General features: G+C 73.0%; 18 protein-coding genes. 11 read left to right on the forward strand and 7 right to left on the reverse strand.

Annotated elements, in window-relative coordinates; genetic code table 11:
- Positions 1–136: 136 nt before the first annotated feature.
- Both aceB and aceA read right to left on the reverse strand, forming a co-directional pair.
- Positions 137–1,738, reverse strand: a complete 1,602-nt coding sequence (gene aceB, locus RAN62_RS33940) for a malate synthase A (RefSeq protein ID WP_305788930.1) — start codon at positions 1,736–1,738, stop codon at positions 137–139.
- The gene (aceA, locus tag RAN62_RS33945; protein WP_305788931.1) at positions 1,738–3,027 is read right to left on the reverse strand and encodes an isocitrate lyase; all 1,290 of its coding nucleotides are present in this window, start codon (positions 3,025–3,027) and stop codon (positions 1,738–1,740) included. The genes aceB and aceA overlap by 1 nt, the downstream gene beginning before the upstream one ends.
- Positions 3,028–3,141: 114 nt before the next feature.
- Between aceA and RAN62_RS33950 the strand changes: the two genes are divergently transcribed.
- Positions 3,142–4,584, forward strand: coding sequence for a helix-turn-helix domain-containing protein (locus tag RAN62_RS33950; RefSeq protein WP_305788932.1), 1,443 nt, complete (start codon positions 3,142–3,144; stop codon positions 4,582–4,584).
- 9 nt (positions 4,585–4,593) lie between these two features.
- Entirely contained in the window at positions 4,594–5,019 is a 426-nt protein-coding gene (locus tag RAN62_RS33955; protein ID WP_305788933.1) for a nitroreductase/quinone reductase family protein, read from the forward strand.
- On the opposite strand, the gene RAN62_RS33960 is transcribed toward RAN62_RS33955, so the two are convergent.
- Positions 5,010–5,903 carry a LysR family transcriptional regulator gene (locus RAN62_RS33960; protein WP_305788934.1) on the reverse strand — a complete coding sequence of 298 codons (894 nt, stop codon included), beginning with the start codon at positions 5,901–5,903 and terminating at the stop codon, positions 5,010–5,012. The two genes, RAN62_RS33955 and RAN62_RS33960, sit on opposite strands and share 10 nt — an antisense overlap.
- Positions 5,904–5,973: 70 nt before the next feature.
- Here RAN62_RS33960 and RAN62_RS33965 point away from each other — a divergent pair, with 70 nt between their 5' ends.
- The 4 genes from RAN62_RS33965 (at position 5,974) to RAN62_RS33980 (ending at position 9,256) form a co-directional block, all read left to right on the forward strand.
- Positions 5,974–7,098: a TDT family transporter gene (locus tag RAN62_RS33965; RefSeq protein WP_305788935.1), complete on the forward strand. Its 1,125-nt coding sequence runs from the start codon at positions 5,974–5,976 to the stop codon at positions 7,096–7,098.
- 192 nt (positions 7,099–7,290) lie between these two features.
- On the forward strand, positions 7,291–7,884 hold the full coding sequence (locus tag RAN62_RS33970; protein ID WP_305788936.1) for a GNAT family N-acetyltransferase: 594 nt from the start codon (positions 7,291–7,293) through the stop codon (positions 7,882–7,884).
- A gap of 277 nt (positions 7,885–8,161) precedes the next feature.
- A complete protein-coding gene (locus RAN62_RS33975; RefSeq protein WP_305788937.1) occupies positions 8,162–8,863 on the forward strand; it encodes an AzlC family ABC transporter permease in 702 nt (233 codons plus the stop codon).
- A gap of 84 nt (positions 8,864–8,947) precedes the next feature.
- Complete coding sequence (locus RAN62_RS33980) at positions 8,948–9,256, forward strand: AzlD domain-containing protein (RefSeq protein ID WP_305788938.1); 309 nt, start codon at positions 8,948–8,950, stop codon at positions 9,254–9,256.
- Here RAN62_RS33980 and RAN62_RS41295 read toward each other — a convergent pair.
- Entirely contained in the window at positions 9,175–9,498 is a 324-nt protein-coding gene (locus RAN62_RS41295) for a pentapeptide repeat-containing protein (protein WP_369077227.1), read from the reverse strand. The genes RAN62_RS33980 and RAN62_RS41295 overlap by 82 nt on opposite strands.
- Positions 9,437–10,336 carry a hypothetical protein gene (locus tag RAN62_RS33985; RefSeq protein ID WP_305788939.1) on the reverse strand — a complete coding sequence of 300 codons (900 nt, stop codon included), beginning with the start codon at positions 10,334–10,336 and terminating at the stop codon, positions 9,437–9,439. The genes RAN62_RS41295 and RAN62_RS33985 overlap by 62 nt, the downstream gene beginning before the upstream one ends.
- Positions 10,337–10,418: 82 nt before the next feature.
- Between RAN62_RS33985 and RAN62_RS33990 the strand changes: the two genes are divergently transcribed.
- Both RAN62_RS33990 and RAN62_RS33995 read left to right on the forward strand, forming a co-directional pair.
- Positions 10,419–10,574 carry a hypothetical protein gene (locus RAN62_RS33990; protein ID WP_305788940.1) on the forward strand — a complete coding sequence of 52 codons (156 nt, stop codon included), beginning with the start codon at positions 10,419–10,421 and terminating at the stop codon, positions 10,572–10,574.
- A 59-nt stretch (positions 10,575–10,633) separates the two neighbouring features.
- Positions 10,634–10,807, forward strand: a complete 174-nt coding sequence (locus RAN62_RS33995; RefSeq protein WP_305788941.1) for a hypothetical protein — start codon at positions 10,634–10,636, stop codon at positions 10,805–10,807.
- Here the strand turns inward: RAN62_RS33995 and RAN62_RS34000 are convergent.
- Positions 10,794–11,225 (reverse strand): hypothetical protein, encoded by a 432-nt coding sequence (locus RAN62_RS34000; protein WP_305788942.1) that lies wholly within the window; start codon positions 11,223–11,225, stop codon positions 10,794–10,796. The two genes, RAN62_RS33995 and RAN62_RS34000, sit on opposite strands and share 14 nt — an antisense overlap.
- 93 nt (positions 11,226–11,318) lie before the next feature.
- Here RAN62_RS34000 and RAN62_RS34005 point away from each other — a divergent pair, with 93 nt between their 5' ends.
- From RAN62_RS34005 to RAN62_RS34015, 3 genes are read left to right on the forward strand one after another with little or no spacing between them, the layout of a single operon-like run.
- Positions 11,319–12,914: an acyl-CoA dehydrogenase family protein gene (locus RAN62_RS34005; protein ID WP_305788943.1), complete on the forward strand. Its 1,596-nt coding sequence runs from the start codon at positions 11,319–11,321 to the stop codon at positions 12,912–12,914.
- A gap of 39 nt (positions 12,915–12,953) precedes the next feature.
- A complete protein-coding gene (locus RAN62_RS34010) occupies positions 12,954–15,191 on the forward strand; it encodes a putative bifunctional diguanylate cyclase/phosphodiesterase (protein WP_305788944.1) in 2,238 nt (745 codons plus the stop codon).
- A 14-nt stretch (positions 15,192–15,205) separates the two neighbouring features.
- Entirely contained in the window at positions 15,206–17,452 is a 2,247-nt protein-coding gene (locus RAN62_RS34015) for a putative bifunctional diguanylate cyclase/phosphodiesterase (RefSeq protein WP_305788945.1), read from the forward strand.
- Here the strand turns inward: RAN62_RS34015 and RAN62_RS34020 are convergent.
- Entirely contained in the window at positions 17,406–17,648 is a 243-nt protein-coding gene (locus tag RAN62_RS34020) for a hypothetical protein (protein WP_305788946.1), read from the reverse strand. The two genes, RAN62_RS34015 and RAN62_RS34020, sit on opposite strands and share 47 nt — an antisense overlap.
- Positions 17,649–17,687: the final 39 nt, after the last annotated feature.

Here is a 17,687-nt window from a genome sequence, read left to right on the forward strand (position 1 = left end):
GACCGCCCCAGCATCGCACCTGTCAGCGCCGGTCGTTCCAAGATCTTTTCCCCGCCCCGCCGAGCCGGGCACGGGCGCCGCCGAAACGGTCACGGCCCGGCGGTGCACCACCGCCGGGCCGCAAGATCATCGCAGGTCAGGCCGCGATCACCGGGCTTTCCGCGGGCTTCGATCCGGTCATGTGCCGCAGGTAGGCGGGCAACGTGAGGAACTCGGGGCAGACCCGCTCGGTGAGCAGCACGGACAGCAGCGTCCGGGCCTGGCCGAAGCAGCGCGCGGACTCCTCGTCGAGCGCGCCGGTCTCCGCGAGGACGTCCAGCTCCTCGCGCAGCATCCGGTGCACGAGACCGGCGGTCACCGGGACGCCGTAGTCGGTCGGCGTCCCGCGGTGGATCCACTGCCACAGCTGGGTGCGGCAGATCTCGGCGGTCGCCGCGTCCTCCATGAGTCCCCCGAGGGCCACCGCACCGCGGCCGCCCAGCCACGCCGCGACGTACCGGAGGGCCACGCTCGCGCTGGTGCGCAGGGCGACCTCGGTGACCTCGACCCCGCCCGGCCGCACGTCGAGCAGGTCCGCCGCGGTCACCCGGACGTCCTCGCGCTGCCGGACGATCTGGTTCGGCTCGAAGCCGAGCCACTGGTCGAACACCTCGCGGCAGGTCTCGACCAGCGCGGGGTGCGCCACCCAGCTGCCGTCGAAGCCGTCGCCGACCTCGCGCCGTTTGTCCTGGCGGACCTGGTGGAGAGCCCGGCGGCCCGCCACGGGATCCCGGCTGGGGATCACGGCGGCCATGCCGCCGATCGCGTGGGCGCCGCGGCGGTGCGCGGTCCGCACGAGCAGTTCCGTGTACGCCCGCATGAACGGCGCGGTCATCGTCAGCTGTGACCGTTCGGGCAGCACCACGTCCGGCCGGTTCTTGATCATGCTGAACAGGTAGTCCCAGCGGCCGGCGTTCAGCCCCGCGGAGTGCTCGCGCAGCTCCCAGAGGATCTCCTCCATCTCGAAGGCCGCGGGCAGCGTCTCGACGAGGACCGTCGCCCGGATCGTCCCGCGCGGGATCCCGAGCAGGCGCTGGGCGCTGACGAACACGTCGTTCCAGAGCCGCGCCTCGAGATGGCTCTCCAGCTTCGGCAGATAGAAGTACGGCCCGCTCCCCCGCTCGATCTGCCGTTGTCCGCAGTGGAACAGGTACAGGCCGAAGTCGACCAGCGACGCCGACACCGCCCGCCCGCCGATGCGCACGTGACACTCGGGCAGGTGCCAGCCCCGCGGCCGCACCATGATCGTCGGTAGGGTGGTGCCGACCTCGTACTCCCGGCCGTCCGCCGCTGTGAAGCCGAGCGTGCCGTCCAGCGCGTCGCGCAGGTTCCGCTGGCCGCTGAGGATGTTGTCCCACGTCGGCGCGGTCGCGTCCTCGAAGTCGGCCATCCAGACCTTGGCGCCCGAGTTGAGCGCGTTGATCGTCATCTTGCGCTCGGGCGGGCCGGTGATCTCGACGCGCCGGTCCATCAGGTCCTCGGCGGGCGGAGCCACCGTCCACGACGTGTCGTTGCGGATGTGTGCGGTCTCCGGGAGGAAGTCCATTTCTGACGTTCGGGTGGTGCGGCGGCGCCGGCGGCGGTCGAGCAGCTGCACGCGCCGGGCCCCGAACTCGCGGTCCAGGGCCACGATGAAGCCGATGGCCTCAGGCGTCAGGATGTCGTCGTAGTCCGAGGGGGCCACGGTCACGGGTTCCATCAGAACTGCTCCGCCTCGGTCGAGCCCGTGAGGGCGGTGGTCGAGCTGTGCGGATTGAGGGCCGTGGACACCGCGTCGAAGTAGCCGGTGCCGACCTCGGCCTGATGCCGGGTCGCCGTGTAGCCGTCGCTCTCGGCGGCGAACTCCGCCTCCTGCAACTTGACGTAGGCGCTCATGCCGTCGGTCGCGTACCCCCGGGCCAGCTCGAACATCGAATGGTTGAGCGCGTGGAAGCCGGCCAGCGTCACGAACTGGAACTTGTATCCCATCGCGCCGAGTTCTTTCTGGAACCGGGCGATCGTGGCGTCGTCCAGGTTGCGCCGCCAGTTGAACGACGGCGAGCAGTTGTAGGCGAGCAGCTTGTCCGGATGCTCCCGGTGGATCGCATCCGCGAACGAGCGCGCGAAATCCAGATCCGGCGTTCCTGTCTCCACCCAGAGCAGATCCGCATACTCCGCGTACGCGACCCCGCGCGCGATCGCCGCGGAAGGTCCGCTGCGCACGCGGAAGAACCCCTCGGCCGTCCGCTCGCCGGTCAGGAACGGCCGGTCCCGCTCGTCGACGTCCGTGGTGAGCAGGTCGGCGGCCAGCGCGTCGGTGCGGGCGATGACGATGCTCGGCACGCCGGACACGTCCGCGGCCAGCCGGGCGGCGTTGAGCGTGCGGATGTGCTGACCGGTCGGCACGAGCACCTTGCCGCCCAGGTGACCGCACTTCTTCTCGCTGGCCAGCTGGTCCTCCCAGTGCACCCCCGCGGCGCCGGCGGCGATCATGGCCCGCATCAGCTCGTACGCGTTGAGCGGCCCGCCGAACCCCGCCTCCGCGTCGGCCACGATCGGGGCGAACCAGTCCCGCTCGTACCGTCCGGCGGCCGTGTCGATCTGGTCGGCGCGCAGCAGCGCGTTGTTGATCCGGCGCACCACGGCGGGAACCGAGTTGGCGGGATACAAACTCTGGTCCGGATAGGTCTGGCCGGACAGGTTCGCATCCGCGGCGACCTGCCAGCCGGAGAGGTAGATCGCCTTGAGCCCGGCGCGGACCTGCTGCACGGCCTGGTTGCCGGTCAGCGCGCCGAGGGCGTTGACGTAGTCGGTGTCGTGCAGCAGCTCCCAGAGCCGGCGGGCGCCCCGCTCGGCGAGGGTGTGCCGCTCCTGCAGGGTCCCGCGCAGCCGCACGACGTCGGCCGCCGTGTAGTCGCGCGTGACGCCCAGCCATCGGGGATCGCCGGCCCAGGCTCGGGTGAGGTCCGCGGCGGTACCGCCCCTGACGTCGGTCAGCTGATCAGTCATCGTCCCGCCTTCCGTTGCGTGCGTTGCCTGGCTTCACGTTCGCTGGTCGGCCCGGGTGCGCTGAAGGCATTTGTGAGCAGAAGAATCGACGTTCTTCTGTTAGCGTCAAAAGGCATGACGGCTTCCCCCGACGTCGACCTCGTGACCCTCGGCCAGCGGCTGCGGCATCTGCGGCGCGCCAAGAACATGACGTTGGAGCAGCTCAGTGCCGTGGTCGGCCGGGCGCCGTCGCAGCTGTCGCTGATCGAGAACGGCAAGCGGGAGCCGAAGATCGGCGTGCTGCAGGCGATTGCGGGGGCTCTGGGCGTACAAATGCAAGATCTTCTGCGCCCGGAAGCGCCGAGCCGGCGCGCCAAGCTGGAGATCGACCTGGCCCATTTCCAGCGGGAACCCGCCTACGCGGCGCTGGGCCTGCCGGTCGTGCGGCCCGGACGGCGGCTGCCGTCGGACGCGTTGGAGTCATTGATCGGGCTGCACCGCGAGCTCGGCCGCCTGCTGCGCGAGCAGAGCGCGACGCCGGAGGTCGCCCGCCGGGCCAACCAGCAGTTGCGCGAGCAGATGCGCGAACGCGACAACTACTTCGCCGACATCGAGCAGGCGGCGGCGACGGTGCTGCAGTCGGTTAAGCACACGACCGGCCCGCTGTCGCAGCGCGGCATCCTCGACATCGCGGCGCACCTGGGCTTCACGCTGCACTACGTGCCGGACCTGCCGGGATCCACCCGCTCGGTCACGGACCTGCGCCACAACCGGATCTATCTGCCCCAGGTGGCCAGCAACAAGGGCCACGACCCGCGCGCGGTCGTCCTGCAGACGCTCGGCCACTTCGTGCTGGGCCACAACGACCCGGCCGACTACGGCGACTTCCTGCGCCAGCGGGTCGAGGCCAACTATTTCGCCGCGGCGCTGCTCATGCCCGAGAAGTTCGCCGTGCAGTTCCTGCGGGCCGCCCGCGCCGACCGTGCCCTCGCCATCGACGACCTGCGCGACGCCTTCGGCGTCTCCTACGAGACCGCCGCCCACCGCTTCACCAACCTGGCGACCCACCACTTCGGGATCCCGGTCCACTTCGTCCGGGTCCACGAGAGCGGGACGGTATACAAGGCGTACGAGAACGACAACGTCCGCTTCCCGGCCGACGTCACCGGCGCGATCGAGGGCCAGCCGGTCTGCCGCCACTGGGCCTCCCGCACCGTCTTCCAGGCCACCGACCCGTACTCGTCCTTCTACCAGTTCACCGACACCGTCGGCGGGACGTACTGGTGCACGGTCCACGTCGAGTCGACCCGCTCGGGCGAGTTCTCCGTGACGGTCGGCACCCCGTACGAGCACGCCCGCTGGTTCCGCGGCGGCGACACCACCCGGCGTACGGTCTCCCGCTGCCCCGACCCGTCCTGCTGCCGCCGCCCGCCGGCCGGCCTGGTGGACCGCTGGTCGGGCCAGAGCTGGCCGAGCGCCCGGGTGCACTCCCACCTGCTGGCCGCCCTGCCCCCGGGCACCTTCCCGGGCGTGGATGCCCAGGACGTCTACGAGTTCCTCGAGCGCCGCGCCACCTAGGATGACCATGTGAGCAGCCCCTACCGCGACTTCAACGCGCAGATCATCGACGAGTTCCGGGCCAAGGGCGGCAAGGGCGTCGCGCACTTCGGCGACCGGCTCCTGCTGCTGCACCACGTCGGCGCCCGCAGCGGAGCCGAGCGGGTGAGTCCCCTCGCCTACTTCGACGACGGCGAGCGCCTGGTCGTCGTGGCCTCCAAGGGCGGCGCCCCGGACAATCCGGCCTGGTACCACAACCTCAAGGCCCGCCCCGAGGCGACGATCGAGGTCGGGGCCGAGAGCCGCTCGGTCAAGGCCGTCGAGATCCTCGGCGACGACTACGAGCAGACCTGGGCCCGGGTCACCGCGGCGATGCCGAACTTCGCCGAGTACCAGACGAAGACGTCGCGCCGGATCCCGCTCATGGCCCTGGTGGATCCTTCGACCTATCGGTGACGGCGGGCGATCGCGTAGAGGTCCCGCGCCGGGCCGGTGAGCTGATCGCCCGCCTTCCACACCGCGCGCAGCCGCCGCTGCAACGCCACCCCCGTCGGCACGGCGACCAGCGTCCCCGCCGCCAGCTCGGCCGTCACCGCGAGCGAACTCAGCACCGCCGCCCCCGACCCGGCCGCCACCGCGTGCTTGATCGCCGTCGTCGACGACAGCTCCAGCAGGGGTGCGGCCTGCGCCAACCCCAGAGCCTCCTCGTACGCCCGGCGCGTCCCCGACCCGGCCTCCCGCGACACGAGCGGCGTGGCGGCCAGCTCGGCCGCCGCCACCGAGCGGCGCCGGGCCCAGGGGTGACCCGGGGCGACCACCACGGCGAGCCGGTCCGTGGCGACGGTCTCCGCGTGCAGGCCGGCGGGCTGGTCGGGACCCTCGACGAAACCCAGCTCGACCCGCCCGGCGAGCACCGCGGCGGCCACGTCGGCGGAGTTGGCGGCCTGGAGGGTGACGGTCAGGCCGGGGTGGGCGGCACGGAGGGCCACGAGCCACGGGGGCAGGAGATACTCGGCGACGGTCTGGCTGGCGGCCACGGCGAGACGGCTCTCGTGGGTGACGCGCAGGGCGGCGACGCCGGTGGCGAGGGCGTCCGCGGCGTCGACGGCGGTGCGGGCCCAGTCGGCGACCAGCGCGCCGGTCCCGGTCAGGGTCGACCCCCTGGGCGTACGGTGCAGCAGGGTCAGCCCGAGGCGCCGCTCCAGCTCGCGCAGCTTGGCGCTCGCAGCCGGCTGGGAGACGCGGTGCTCGGTGGCGGCGCGGCCCACGCTGCCGAGCCGGGCGACGCTGAGCAGCAGGTCGAAGCCGGTCAGGTCGGCGACCAACGGGGGCAGAGGCATAACGCCAGCTTATGACCTCAGCGGTGATCACCGCCTACCGGATCACGCCGGTGGGGGCGAGCCTGGATCCATGATCACGCCGAACTGGTACGCCTCCGTCATGGGCACGGGCATCGTGGCCACCGCCGCCGCGTCCCTGCCCGTGACGGTGCCCGGGCTCCGGCCGGTCGCCACGGTGGTGTGGGCGCTGGCCGCGATCGTGCTCGTGGCGGTCGTGGTCGCCTCCGTCCGGCGCGGCCTGGGACACCGCGACGACCCGGTGCTGCTGCACTTCTGGGGCGCGCCGCCGATGGCCCTGCTCACGGTCGGCGCCGGCACGCTGCTGCTCGGCCGGGACTGGATCGGCACGCCCGCCGCCGTAGCCGTCGACCTCGTCCTCTGGACCGCCGGCACGGTCGCCGGCCTGATCGTCGCCGTCGCCGTCCCGTACCGGATGATGGTCCACCGCCCCGCGACCGGCGGCGACGCGTTCGGCGGCTGGCTCATGCCCGTCGTGCCGCCGATGGTCTCCGCGGCCACGGGCGCGCTGCTGGTGCCGCACGTGCCGGACGGCCGGGACCTGCTGCTGGCGTGCTACGCATTGGCCGGCGTGAGCCTGATCGCGGCGTTCGTGGTGCTCACCCAGATCTGGGCGCGCCTGATCCGCCACCGGGTCGGCCCGGCGGCCACCGTCCCGACACTGTGGATCGTGCTGGGACCGCTCGGCCAGTCGGTCACCGCGTTCCACCTGCTCGGCAAGGCGGCGCCCGGCGTCCTGCCCGATCCCTACGCCACCGGGGCGCAGGTCTTCGCGCTGCTCTATGGCGTACCCGTGCTGGGTTTCGCTTTGTTCTGGGCGGCGCTGGCCGCCGCGGTGACCGTGCGGACCGCGCGGGCCGGGCTGCCCTTCTCGCTGACGTGGTGGAGCTTCACGTTCCCGGTGGGCACGGTGGTGACGGGGGCGAGCGGCCTGGCGGTCCGGTCCGGCTCGCCGCTGCTCACGGTCCTTTCCCTGCTGCTGTACGCGGCCCTGGTCGCCGCCTGGGCCGTGGTGGCCGTGCGCACGGGGCGGCTCGTGCTGTCGCGCCCGTCCGCGCGTCCCGCCCCTCAGCCGGCGCCGGCCCGCCCTGTCTCTCGCCCGGCGGCTGCTCACCCGGCGCCGCACCAGGCGGCCCCTCAGTCGGCGGCCTTCAGCCCGGCAGGCCCGCGCCGGTGACCATTCAGCCGGCGGCCCCTCAGCCGGCGGCCTTCAGCCCGGCGGGCCCTCGCCGGTGACCCTTCAGCCGGCGGCCTCGCACCCGACGACCTCAGGCCCGGCGGCCTCGCACCCGACGACCTCACGCCCGGTGCGGCCTCGGCTGCCGAAAATGGATCCCGTCGCCGGGGAGTTGTCGCCTACCGTGACGCGGTGAGCTCCGCGATCAAACCGACACTGAACGGATTGCGCGTTTCGCTACGCCCCTTCGCGCCCGGCGACCATCCGGCGATCGTCCGGGCGTTGCAGGACCCGGAGGTCGTGCGCCTGACCGGCAGCCCCGTGGCCGAGTTCGACGAGCACCGGCTCCGCGACTGGTACAGCACCCGTCACGAACAGGACGACCGCCTCGACCTCGCCGTCGTCGACCGGGCGACCGGCGCGTGGGTCGGCGAGGTCGTCCTCAACGAGCTCGACCGCCCCAACCAGTCGTGCAACTTCCGCATCCTGATCGGACCGGACGGCCGGGACCGCGGCCTCGGCACGGAGGCGGTCCGGCTGCTCCTCGCGTACGCCTTCCAGCACCTCGGCCTCCACCGCATCTCCCTGTGGGTCTACGCGTTCAACCCGCGCGCCCGCCACGTCTACGAGAAGGCCGGCTTCGTGGCGGAAGGAACGCTCCGCGACGCCCTCCGCACCCCGGACGGCCGGGTCGACGCGACCGTCATGGCCGTCCTGGCCCCCGACTGGGCCGCGACGGGCTCACCGTGCGCATGCGTGGCCTGCGCGGTCGCGACCTCCGACTGAGCCGCGACGTATTCGCCGCGCGCGTGCGCTGCCTGCGTGTTCGCGGCCGCCGACCGAGCCGCGCACGCGCCCGCCGTGCGCGCATGCTGCCTGCGCGGTCCCGGCCCGCGACCGAGCCGCGACGGGCTCGCCGTGCGCGTGTGCTGCCTGCGCGGTCCCGGTCCCCGACCGAGCCGCGCACGCGCCCGCCGTGCGCGTGCGCTGCCTGTGCGGTATGACGAACACGTGCAGACAGCGTCCAAACGCGCATGTGATCCCTGTGCGACATGAGCGAGACGTGCAAGCGGAGCCGTCCCCCCGCCGCCGCTTCCTCGACGGCGTCCGGGTCGGGACCGGCCTGGCGGCAGCGAGCTTCGTCCTGGCCCTGACCTTCGGCGCCGCGGCGCAGGAGCAGGGCTGGAGCGTGCCCGCCACGATCGTCGCCTCGGTGGTGATCTTCTCCGGCTCGGCCCAGTTCGCGCTGCTCGCGGCCCTGGCCGGCGGCGGCGCGACGCTGCCCGCGATCGCGGCCGCCCTGCTGATCAACGGCCGCTTCCTGCCCATGGGCCTGGCCCTCGGCCCGAGCCTCACCGGCGGCCGGATGCGCCGTGCGCTCCAGGGCCAGGCCGTGGTGGACGCCTCCTTCGTCGCCGCGCACACCGGTCACGGCCGCTTCGACCGCTACCGGCTCTTCGGCGCCACGGTGCCCCAGTGGCCGGCGTGGGTGGCGGGCACGGCGATCGGCGCCTTCGCCGCGCCGCCCGGCGATCTCGTGCACGACCTCGGGCTCGATGTGGCCTTCCCCGCCTTCTTCGTCCTGCTCCTGATCGGTGAGCTCCGGTCGGCCCGCTCCGGCTACCTGTCCGCCGCGGTGGGCGCCGGCGTCGCCGCCCTGCTCCTCTGGTGGGCACCCGCCGGCGTCGCCCTGCTCGCCGCGACGGTCGGCGCCCTGCTCGGACTGCGCGCCCGTCCTCTGAGCGAAACGAGCGATCAATCATGAGCCTTCGGGAAGCGAGCGATCAGTCATGAGCCCCCCGAGAAGCGAGCGATCGCTCATGAGCCCCTGGAAAGCGAGCGATCAATCATGAGCCTCTGGATCGCCATCGCGGCCGTCGCGGCCGGTAGCTTCCTGATCAAGGGCATCGGCCCGGCCGCCCTGGGCGAGCGCGAGCTCCCGAAGTGGAGCACGGGCATCCTCGCCCTGCTCGCGCCCACTCTGCTGGCCGCGCTCGTGGTCGTCGAGGTCCTCGGCCGCCGCTGGGCCGACTTCGACGCCACCGTCCTGGCGGGACTGGCCGCCGCGGTCGCCGCCTACCTCCTCCGGGCGCCGATGCTCCTGGCCGTCGTCGCCGGCGTCGTCACAACCGCCCTCCTCCGCCTGGCCCTCGGCTGACCAAAACGCCGGCCGGCCAAACGCGCACCGGCCAAACGCGCACCAGCCAAACGCGCACCAGCCAAACGCGCACCAGCCAAACGCGCGCCAGCCGAACGCGCGCCAGCCAAAAGACCGGCCGAGCGAACGCGCGCCAACCAAACGCGCGCCAACCGAAACGCCGGCCGAAGAAGCCGACGCTCATCGCTTGCGAGCGTGCTCAGCCGCCTCCCGGAACCGATCGCGCAACGACTGCCCGTCACGCTCGGCCACCGGCTCGAGATAGCTGTTGAGAATCCCCAGCACCGCCATCCCGAGCAGATTGCCGCGATCCTCGTCCCCGGCGATCCCCGCGTTCGGGTCACCCAGGTGGTGGACGGCGAAGCCCTCGGTCACCGCGGCCAGCATCATGGCGAGCTGGTCGAGGGTCACTCCGGGCCGCAGCTGGAATCCCCGCGAGGCGAACGTGGATTCGTAGATCTTCTTCCAGGGTCCCAGCGCACCCTCGTAGCTGTTCGCGATCACCGTGTGGATGCCGTCGTTGCGGTCGGCCGTCGCGACCATGATGAGCTGCAGCCGGAAGAGCGGCATCCGGCAGATGGCCTGCAGCTCCGCATAGGTCGCCCGGTCGATCGCGTCGACGAAGCTTTCCTCGTCGTCGAGCCAGCCGCGGGTCTCCAGGCTCGCGTTGTACTGCGGGTCGTAGTTCATCGCGTGGAACAGGAACGTGAGCAGGTCGTTCAGGTAGTCGTCGTGACTGGCCCAGGTCGCCCGATAGGGTCCCAGCCCGCGCTGCCGCAGGAACGGCGGCTCGAGCTGCTCCATCTCCCGTGACAGCGCGCGCTCGGTCAGGAAGCGCAGCCCCGACCAGTACTGCTTGTCGCTCGTCGCCATCGTCCAGTCCCAGGCGCCGAGGTTCTGTTCGACGAGGTTGGCGCCCGCCTTGAGATAGGACGCCACCTTCGGCGAGTTGACCAGCGCCGCGCGGGTCGACTCCTTGATGCCCTTGACGCGCGTGACGATGCCCGTCAGATCCTGGTTGTACGGATACGGGAAGTCCGGCTTGCGCTCGTGAGCGGTCGCCTCGGATCCGTCGGTCACCGGCTGCCCCCTCCGTCGTCGCTCACAGGCAGCATGCCACGTCCCGCCCACCGCGGTTGCTCCCGGTGCCCACAGTGCCCGCATGATCTCACGCCGAGTCACATTCAGCGCGGTCGTTCTGCTCACGCCCGGTGGCTGCGCCGGCCCGAGCGCCGCCGACCTCGCCCCGTCGCGCCACGATCGCATCCCGCACGCCGCGAAGAGGATCCACGACGCCGGCATCCGCGCACATGCCTAGGCCGGCCTTGCCCCCATCTCGACCGCCCTGGCGTCGCCGAAGCCACCCTGGCCGCGGCCTTGTCGGTGCCCGACGCGGGAGAGCGAGCCCGGCTGCTGCTGACGACGGCCACCCTCCTCCCGGCACCCAGCCGGCCCGACGCCCTCGACGCGGCCTGGGCTGCCCTCACCACCAAGCCGCCGGGACTGGACCAGAGCGTGATCCGGCTGACGGTGGCGGTCAGGAGCGCCTGACCGCCACGGTGACGCGCTGCGGGGTGGCGAAGATGGCGCCGGCCCAGCCGGCGTCGTCCCGGAAGGCGAGGCTCGTCGTGCCGTCGGTGACGCGGTCGGCGACGATGGTGAAGGCGGCTCGGGGCAGGCTGTCGCGATAGAAGGAGAGGACCGCCTCGGGACCCGGATCGGCCAGCGTGAACGAGGCGCCGGACGCGCGGTCGGAAAGGTCGGTGACGCGGCTGCCCGGCGGCAGGCGGAAGGCGGCGGGCAGGTTGCGCACGACGGGTGCGCCCGGCGCCATCGTCCGGACGCCGGGCGCGGCGAGCCGGGGTGCGGGCGCGGCGACGGCGGCGGACGCGGACACCGCGGACGCGGCGGCGGCACCGGCGCCGGCCACCACGGCGGCCACCACGGCGGCGATCCGTCTCGCGAGCATGCCCACCATCCTCGGTCATCCGGTCAAGCCCGAACGAATCCTACCCGCATCGACGGACTTCAGTGGCTGCGTGGCTGGGGCTACATTCGCGTGATGGGGATCACGCACGAGGTCGTCAATCAGCCGCCGGTGCTGGTGGGGCACGATGTGGCAGCGGACGCCGCGCTGGTGGAGGCGGTCGGGCGCGAGGGCGCCGGCGCCACCATCGGCGAGCTGCACGAGCTGGGGAAGCTGGCCGGGCAGGAGGAGGCCCAGCGGTGGGCCGAGGAGGCCAACCGGTACGAGCCTCGCCTGATCACCCATGACCGGTACGGCCACCGCGTCGACGAGGTCGAGTTCCATCCCGCGTGGCACCGGCTCATGGACGTGGCGGTGACGCGGGGGCTGGCCGGGACAGCGTGGGGCGAAAAGGAGAACCCCCACGTCGCGCGCGCGGCCAAGCTGTTCGTCTGGAGTCAGGTCGAGGCGGGGCACACGTGCCCGATCTCGATGACCTACGCCGTCGTGCCCGCGCTGCGCCACAACCCGGAGCTGGCGAAGCTTTACGAGCCGCTGCTGACGAGCCGCGTCTACGATCCGGGGCTCCGCCCGCCGGCCGGCAAGCGCGGGCTGCTCGCGGGCATGGGCATGACGGAGAAACAGGGCGGCTCCGACGTACGCGCGAACTCGACCTCAGCCACCGAGCAGCCCGACGGCACGTGGCGGCTGCGGGGGCACAAGTGGTTCACGAGTGCGCCCATGTGCGATCTGTTCCTGGTGCTGGCGCAGGCGCCGGAGGGGCTGTCGTGCTTCCTGGTGCCACGGGTGCTGCCCGACGGCGGTCGCAACACGTTCCGGATCCAGCGGCTGAAGGACAAGCTCGGCAACCGGAGCAACGCCAGCTCGGAGCCGGAGTTCGACGACACCGTCGCGTGGCTGGTGGGGCCGGCGGGGCAGGGCGTACGCACGATCATCGAGATGGTGTCCATGACCCGGCTGGATTGTGTCACGGGATCCGCCGCCGGGATGCGGGCCGCGCTCGTGCAGGCGATCCACCACGCCCGGCACCGGTCGGCGTTCGGCGGGCCGTTGCTGGGCAAGCCGCTCATGCGCAATGTGCTGGCCGACCTGGCGCTGGAGTCCGAGGCCGCGACTGCGCTGGCGCTGCGGCTGGCCGGGGCGGTCGACCGCCACGAGACGGCGTTCGGGCGGCTCGCCGTGGCGGTCGGCAAGTACTGGGTGTGCAAGCGCCAGCCGGCCGTCGCCGGGGAGGCGCTGGAGTGCCTCGGCGGCAACGGATACGTCGAGGAGTCCGGCCTGCCCCGGCTCTACCGCGACGCCCCGCTCAACTCGATCTGGGAGGGGTCGGGCAACGTGCAGGCGCTCGACGTGCTGCGGACGCTGCGGCGGGATCCGGCGGGCTGGGATGCGTACCGGAAGGAAGTCGAGGCCGCGGCAGGCGCGGACCGCAGGCTGGACGCGGCCCTGAAGAGCCTGGTGACGCTGGAGCCGAGCGAGGATCAGGCGCGGCGGCTGGTGGAGCGGATGGCGCTGGTGCTGCAGGGGTCACTGCTGGTCCGGTACGCGCCGCCGGCCGTCGCGGACGCCTTCTGCGCGAGCCGGCTCGGCGGTGACGGTGGTGCGACCTTCGGCACACTGCCCGCGGGCACGGACACCGGGGCGCTGTTAGAGCGGGCGTTCCCTGGCTGACGACCCTCAACTGCGCCCCCGCGCTGCCGATGGCCCATTGTGCGGAAGGGACCGGCCGACCGGGTCGTCGTGGCGTGGATCCTCGCGGGGCTGACAGTCACCCTCGCGTACCCGATGCTGTCCGACGGCACCCCGCTCGCCGCCGTGGTCTACAACAGCTTCGGGCTGGCAACGCTCGGCGCGATCGTCGCGGGCATCCTGCGCAACCGGCCCGCCCAGCGGCTCGGCTGGTGGATCTTCGCGGCCGCCGTGCTGTGCCGGATCGCGGGCGACATCACGTACGAGATTTGTCGCCAGGTCCTGCAGCAGCCGCCGTTCCCGTCGGTCGCCGACGTGTTCTACCTGGCCGCCTGTCCGCTGCTGATCACCGCCACAGTGCTGCTGACCCGCGGCCGGGTCCGGTCCGACCGGGGCGGGCTGATCGACGCCGCGATCATCGTGGGCGGGCTGGGGCTGGTGTGGTGGCTGTTCTTCATCGGCCCGACCGCCGCCAACCCGGAGATCCCGCCGGTGCAGCGCCTCATCCTGGCCGTCTATCCGGCCAGTGACCTGGTGCTGCTCGCCGTGGTGGCCCGCCTGCTGGCCCGGGGCGGCCGGCCGCACCGGAGCCTGCTGCTGCTCTTCGCCGGCATCGCGGGCCTGCTCTACTCCGACGTCGGCTACCAGGTCGTCGTCGCCTGGGCGCCGGCGCTCGAGGGCGCGATCGCGGTCGGCTGGCTGCTCGCGAACACCTTCTGGGCCGCCGCGGCGCTCGATCGCTCGAGCGGCCGGCCGGTGCCCACCCGGGACAAGGCCGGCCGGATGGGGCGGACCCGGCTGATCTTCCTGACCGCCAGCATGCTGCTGATCCCGGCGCTCCTGGCCGGGGGCCGCTTCTCCGCCGACGAGCGCGGCGCGCCCGGCTGGGTGGCGGTCGGCATCGGCGCGGTCGTACTGTTCTCGCTGGTCTTCGCCCGCATGTCCGGCTTCGTCTTCCAAGTGCAGCGGCAGGCCCGCCAGCTGGAGGACCTGGCGCTGCGCGACCCGCTGACCGGGCTGGCGAACCGCCGCCTCTTCGAGGAGCGCCTGGCCGCCGCCGTGGCCGCCGGCACCGGGCACAGCCCGCAGGTGGCGGTGCTCGACCTCGACGGCTTCAAGGACGTCAACGACCGGCTCGGGCACACCGTGGGCGACAAGCTGCTGGTCGTCGTGGCGACCCGGCTGGCCCGGGCCGTCCGCGAGGGTGACCTGGTGGCCCGGCTGGGCGGGGACGAGTTCGCCGTGCTGCTCACGGACGCCCACTTCACCGTCATGGACGGCATCGCCGAGCGGATGGCCACCACGCTGCGCCGCCCGATCGAGGCGGACGGGCACCAGCTGCTCGTCTCGGCCAGCATCGGCAGCGCCGACGGCACCGGCCTGGACCGGCCGGGCGAGCTGCTGCGCCGCGCCGACCTGGCCATGTACGCGGCCAAGGAGACCGCCGGCGCCCGGCACCGCCGCTACACCCGCGACCTCGACAAGCGCGCGGGCGAGGAGGCGAAGCTCGGGGCGGAGCTGCGGACGGCCCTGGACACCGGCCAGTTCCAGGTCGTCTACCAGCCGATCGTCGCCCTGCCGGCCGGCACGACCGTCGCCGTGGAGGCGCTGGTCCGCTGGCACCACCCCGGGCGTGGCCTGATCAGCCCGGCCGAGTTCATCCCGGTCGCCGAGCACAACGGGCTCATCGTCGAGCTGGGCGCGTGGATCCTGCGGACCGCCTGCGCCCAGGCCGTCGCCTGGCAGCATGAGCTGGGCGCCGCGGCCCCGGAGCGGATGTCGGTCAACGTGTCCGCGCGCCAGCTCGCCGAGCCGGGCTTCGCCGGCCTGGTCGCCGAGACCCTCGCCGCCACCGGGCTCACGGCGCACCGGCTGGTCGTGGAGGTCACCGAGACGTCGGTGTTCGGCGGCGGCCAGACCGTGCAGACCGTGCAGGACCTGCACGAGCTGGGCGTCAGGATCGCGCTCGACGATTTCGGTACGGGCCACTCGTCGCTCGGCCTCCTGCAGACCGTCCCGGTCGACATCCTCAAGGTCGACAAGTCGTTCGTCGACACGATCACGATGGCGGGGCGGCACGCGGTCATCGCCACCGCCCTGATCCAGGTCGCGGGCGGGCTCGGGCTGCAGGCCGTCGCGGAAGGCGTCGAGACCGCCGAGCAGGCCGCGGAGCTGCACCGCCTCGGCTACCGGCTGGCCCAGGGCTACCACTTCGGGCGCCCCGCCGCCGTCCCGGACCTCGCGGCGGTCCGCGCATGAGCGGCGGTCCGCGCATGAGCCGCGACAGGATCTGGCGGTGGTGGCTGCTCTCGGGTGCCGCCGTGGTGGTCGTCTACTACCTGGTGCCCCGCGACTCGCTCGCGAACAACCTTGTGTACGACGCCCTCGGTCTCGTATCCAGCGCGCTGATCCTCGTCGGCATCCGGCTGCACCGGGCCGAGCGCCCCGCCCTCTGGTACTGGTTCGCGGCCGGGCAGACCACGTGGGTCCTGGGCGACCTGACCTGGGAGTACTTCAAGTACGTCCGGCACGAGGAGCCGTACCCGTCGGCCGCGGACATCTTCTACCTGTGCGCGTATCCGATGCTGGTCGCCGGGCTGCTGATGCTCGCGCGGGGGCGCTCGGGCGGGCGGCGCGACGTGGCGGCGCTGGTCGACGCGGCGATCGTGGCCACCGGGCTGGGCCTGGTCTTCTGGGTCTTCGTCATGCACCCGATCGCGGCGGACACCACGGCCTCCACCGTCGAGCGGGCGGTCGGGGTGGCCTACCCGGTCTGCGACGCGCTGCTGCTGGCGATGCTCGCGCGCTTCTACACCGCCGTCGGCCGGCGCCCGGCGAGCATCCGGCTGCTCGGCGTGGCCGCGGTGCTGCTGCTCGTCTCCGACATCGGATACTCCCTGGTCGGCCTCTACTCCGACACCGAGCAGAGCGTGCTCGACGCCGGCTGGCTGCTCTCGTACGTCTGCTGGGCCGCCGCCGCCCTGCACCCGTCCATGCGCGACGCCGGCGCCGTGGCCCCCACCCCGAACGGCGCCCGCGTCGGCCGCTCCCGCCTGGTCGTCCTGACGGTCTGTTCCGTCCTCGCCCCGGCGATGCTCTTCCTGCCGGGCATCGGCGGCGACGAGGTCGACCGGATCACCATCGCCGCCGGGGCGGTCGTGCTGTTCCTGCTGGTGCTGGCGCGGATGAGCGGGTTCGTCGGGCAGGTCCAGGCCCAGGCCGACCAGCTCGAGGAGCTCGCCATGGCCGACGACCTGACCGGGCTGGCCAACCGCCGCCGCTTCGAGCAGGACCTGCACCGGGCCCTGGCCGCCGGGCCGGCCGCGGTGGCGCTGCTCGACCTCAACGACTTCAAGGGCGTCAACGACAAGCTGGGCCACGCGGTCGGGGACCGTCTGCTCACCGTCGTCGGGGATCGGCTGCGGGTGGCCGTACCGGAGCCGGTGCTCGTCGCCCGCATGGGCGGTGACGAATTCGCCCTGCTCATGCCCGGCTTCCCGGGCCCGGCGGCGGACGCCACGGTCGCCATGCTGGCCGAGGTGCTGCGCGCGCCCGTCGTCACCGGCGACCACGAGCTGCTCGTCCGGGCCAGCATCGGCGTGGCCGACGGCACCGGGACCGCGGATCCGTGGGAGGTGCTGCGCCGCGCCGACGTCGCCATGTACGCGGCCAAGGAGGGCGGCGAGGGCCACCACCGCTGGACGCCCGAGCTCGACCTGCGCGCCGAGGAGCAGGCCCGCCTGGGCGCCGCGCTGCGGGTGGCCCTGGACACCGGCCAGTTCCGCGTGGTCTACCAGCCGATCGTTGCCCTGCCGACCGGCACGACCGTCGCGGTGGAGGCCCTGGTCCGCTGGCACCACCCCGAGCGCGGGCTGGTCAGCCCGGCCGAGTTCATCCCGGCGGCCGAGCGCAACGGGCTCATCGTCGAGCTCGGCGCGTGGATCCTGCGCACCGCCTGCGCCCAGGCCGTCGCCTGGCAGCGCGAGCTCGGCGACGCCGCCCCGCAGCGCGTGTCGGTCAACGCGTCCGCACGCCAGCTGGCCGAGCCAGGATTCGCCGGCCTGGTCGCCACGGTGCTCGCGGAGACCGGCTTGGATCCCTCCGGCCTCACGGTGGAGATCACCGAGACCGCGGTGTTCGGCGGCGGCCTCGCGGTGGAGGCGGTGGTCGCCCTGCGCGCGCTGGGCGTCCGGGTCGCCCTCGACGATTTCGGTACGGGCCACTCGTCGCTGACGCTGCTCGAAACGGTCCCCGTCGACGTCCTCAAGGTCGACAAGTCGTTCGTGGACAACGTGACCCGGGCCGGGCGGCACGCGGTCATCGCCACGGCGCTGATCCAGGTGGCGCGGGGGCTGGGCCTGGCCGCCGTGGCCGAGGGTGTCGAGACCGCCGAGCAGGCCGCCGAGCTGCACCGGCTCGGGTACCGGCTGGCCCAGGGCTTCTACTTCGGCAAGCCCACCCCCGACGCGGGCCTCACGGCAGCCGGTAGACCGGCACGTGCGAGCGCGACTCCGCGGTGAACTCGCCGCCGGACCAGTCGGCGTGCCGGCTCTCCCGCTCGAACCCGGCCAGCTGCGCCATCAGGTCCAGCTCGGCCGGCCAGATGCAGCGGTGCGGCGTGCGCCCCACCCGCGCCTCGCGCCGGTCGGGCCGGTCCGGGTCGAAGGTGAAGTGGTACGACACCAGCCGCTGCTCCACCACGTCGAAGTGATCCACCCCGAAGTAGCCCAGGTTCCACTCCGCCCCGAAGGTGAC

The sequence above is a fragment of the Symbioplanes lichenis genome (genome assembly GCF_030709675.1).
GTDB classification, from domain to species: Bacteria; Actinomycetota; Actinomycetes; order Mycobacteriales; family Micromonosporaceae; genus Actinoplanes; species Actinoplanes lichenis.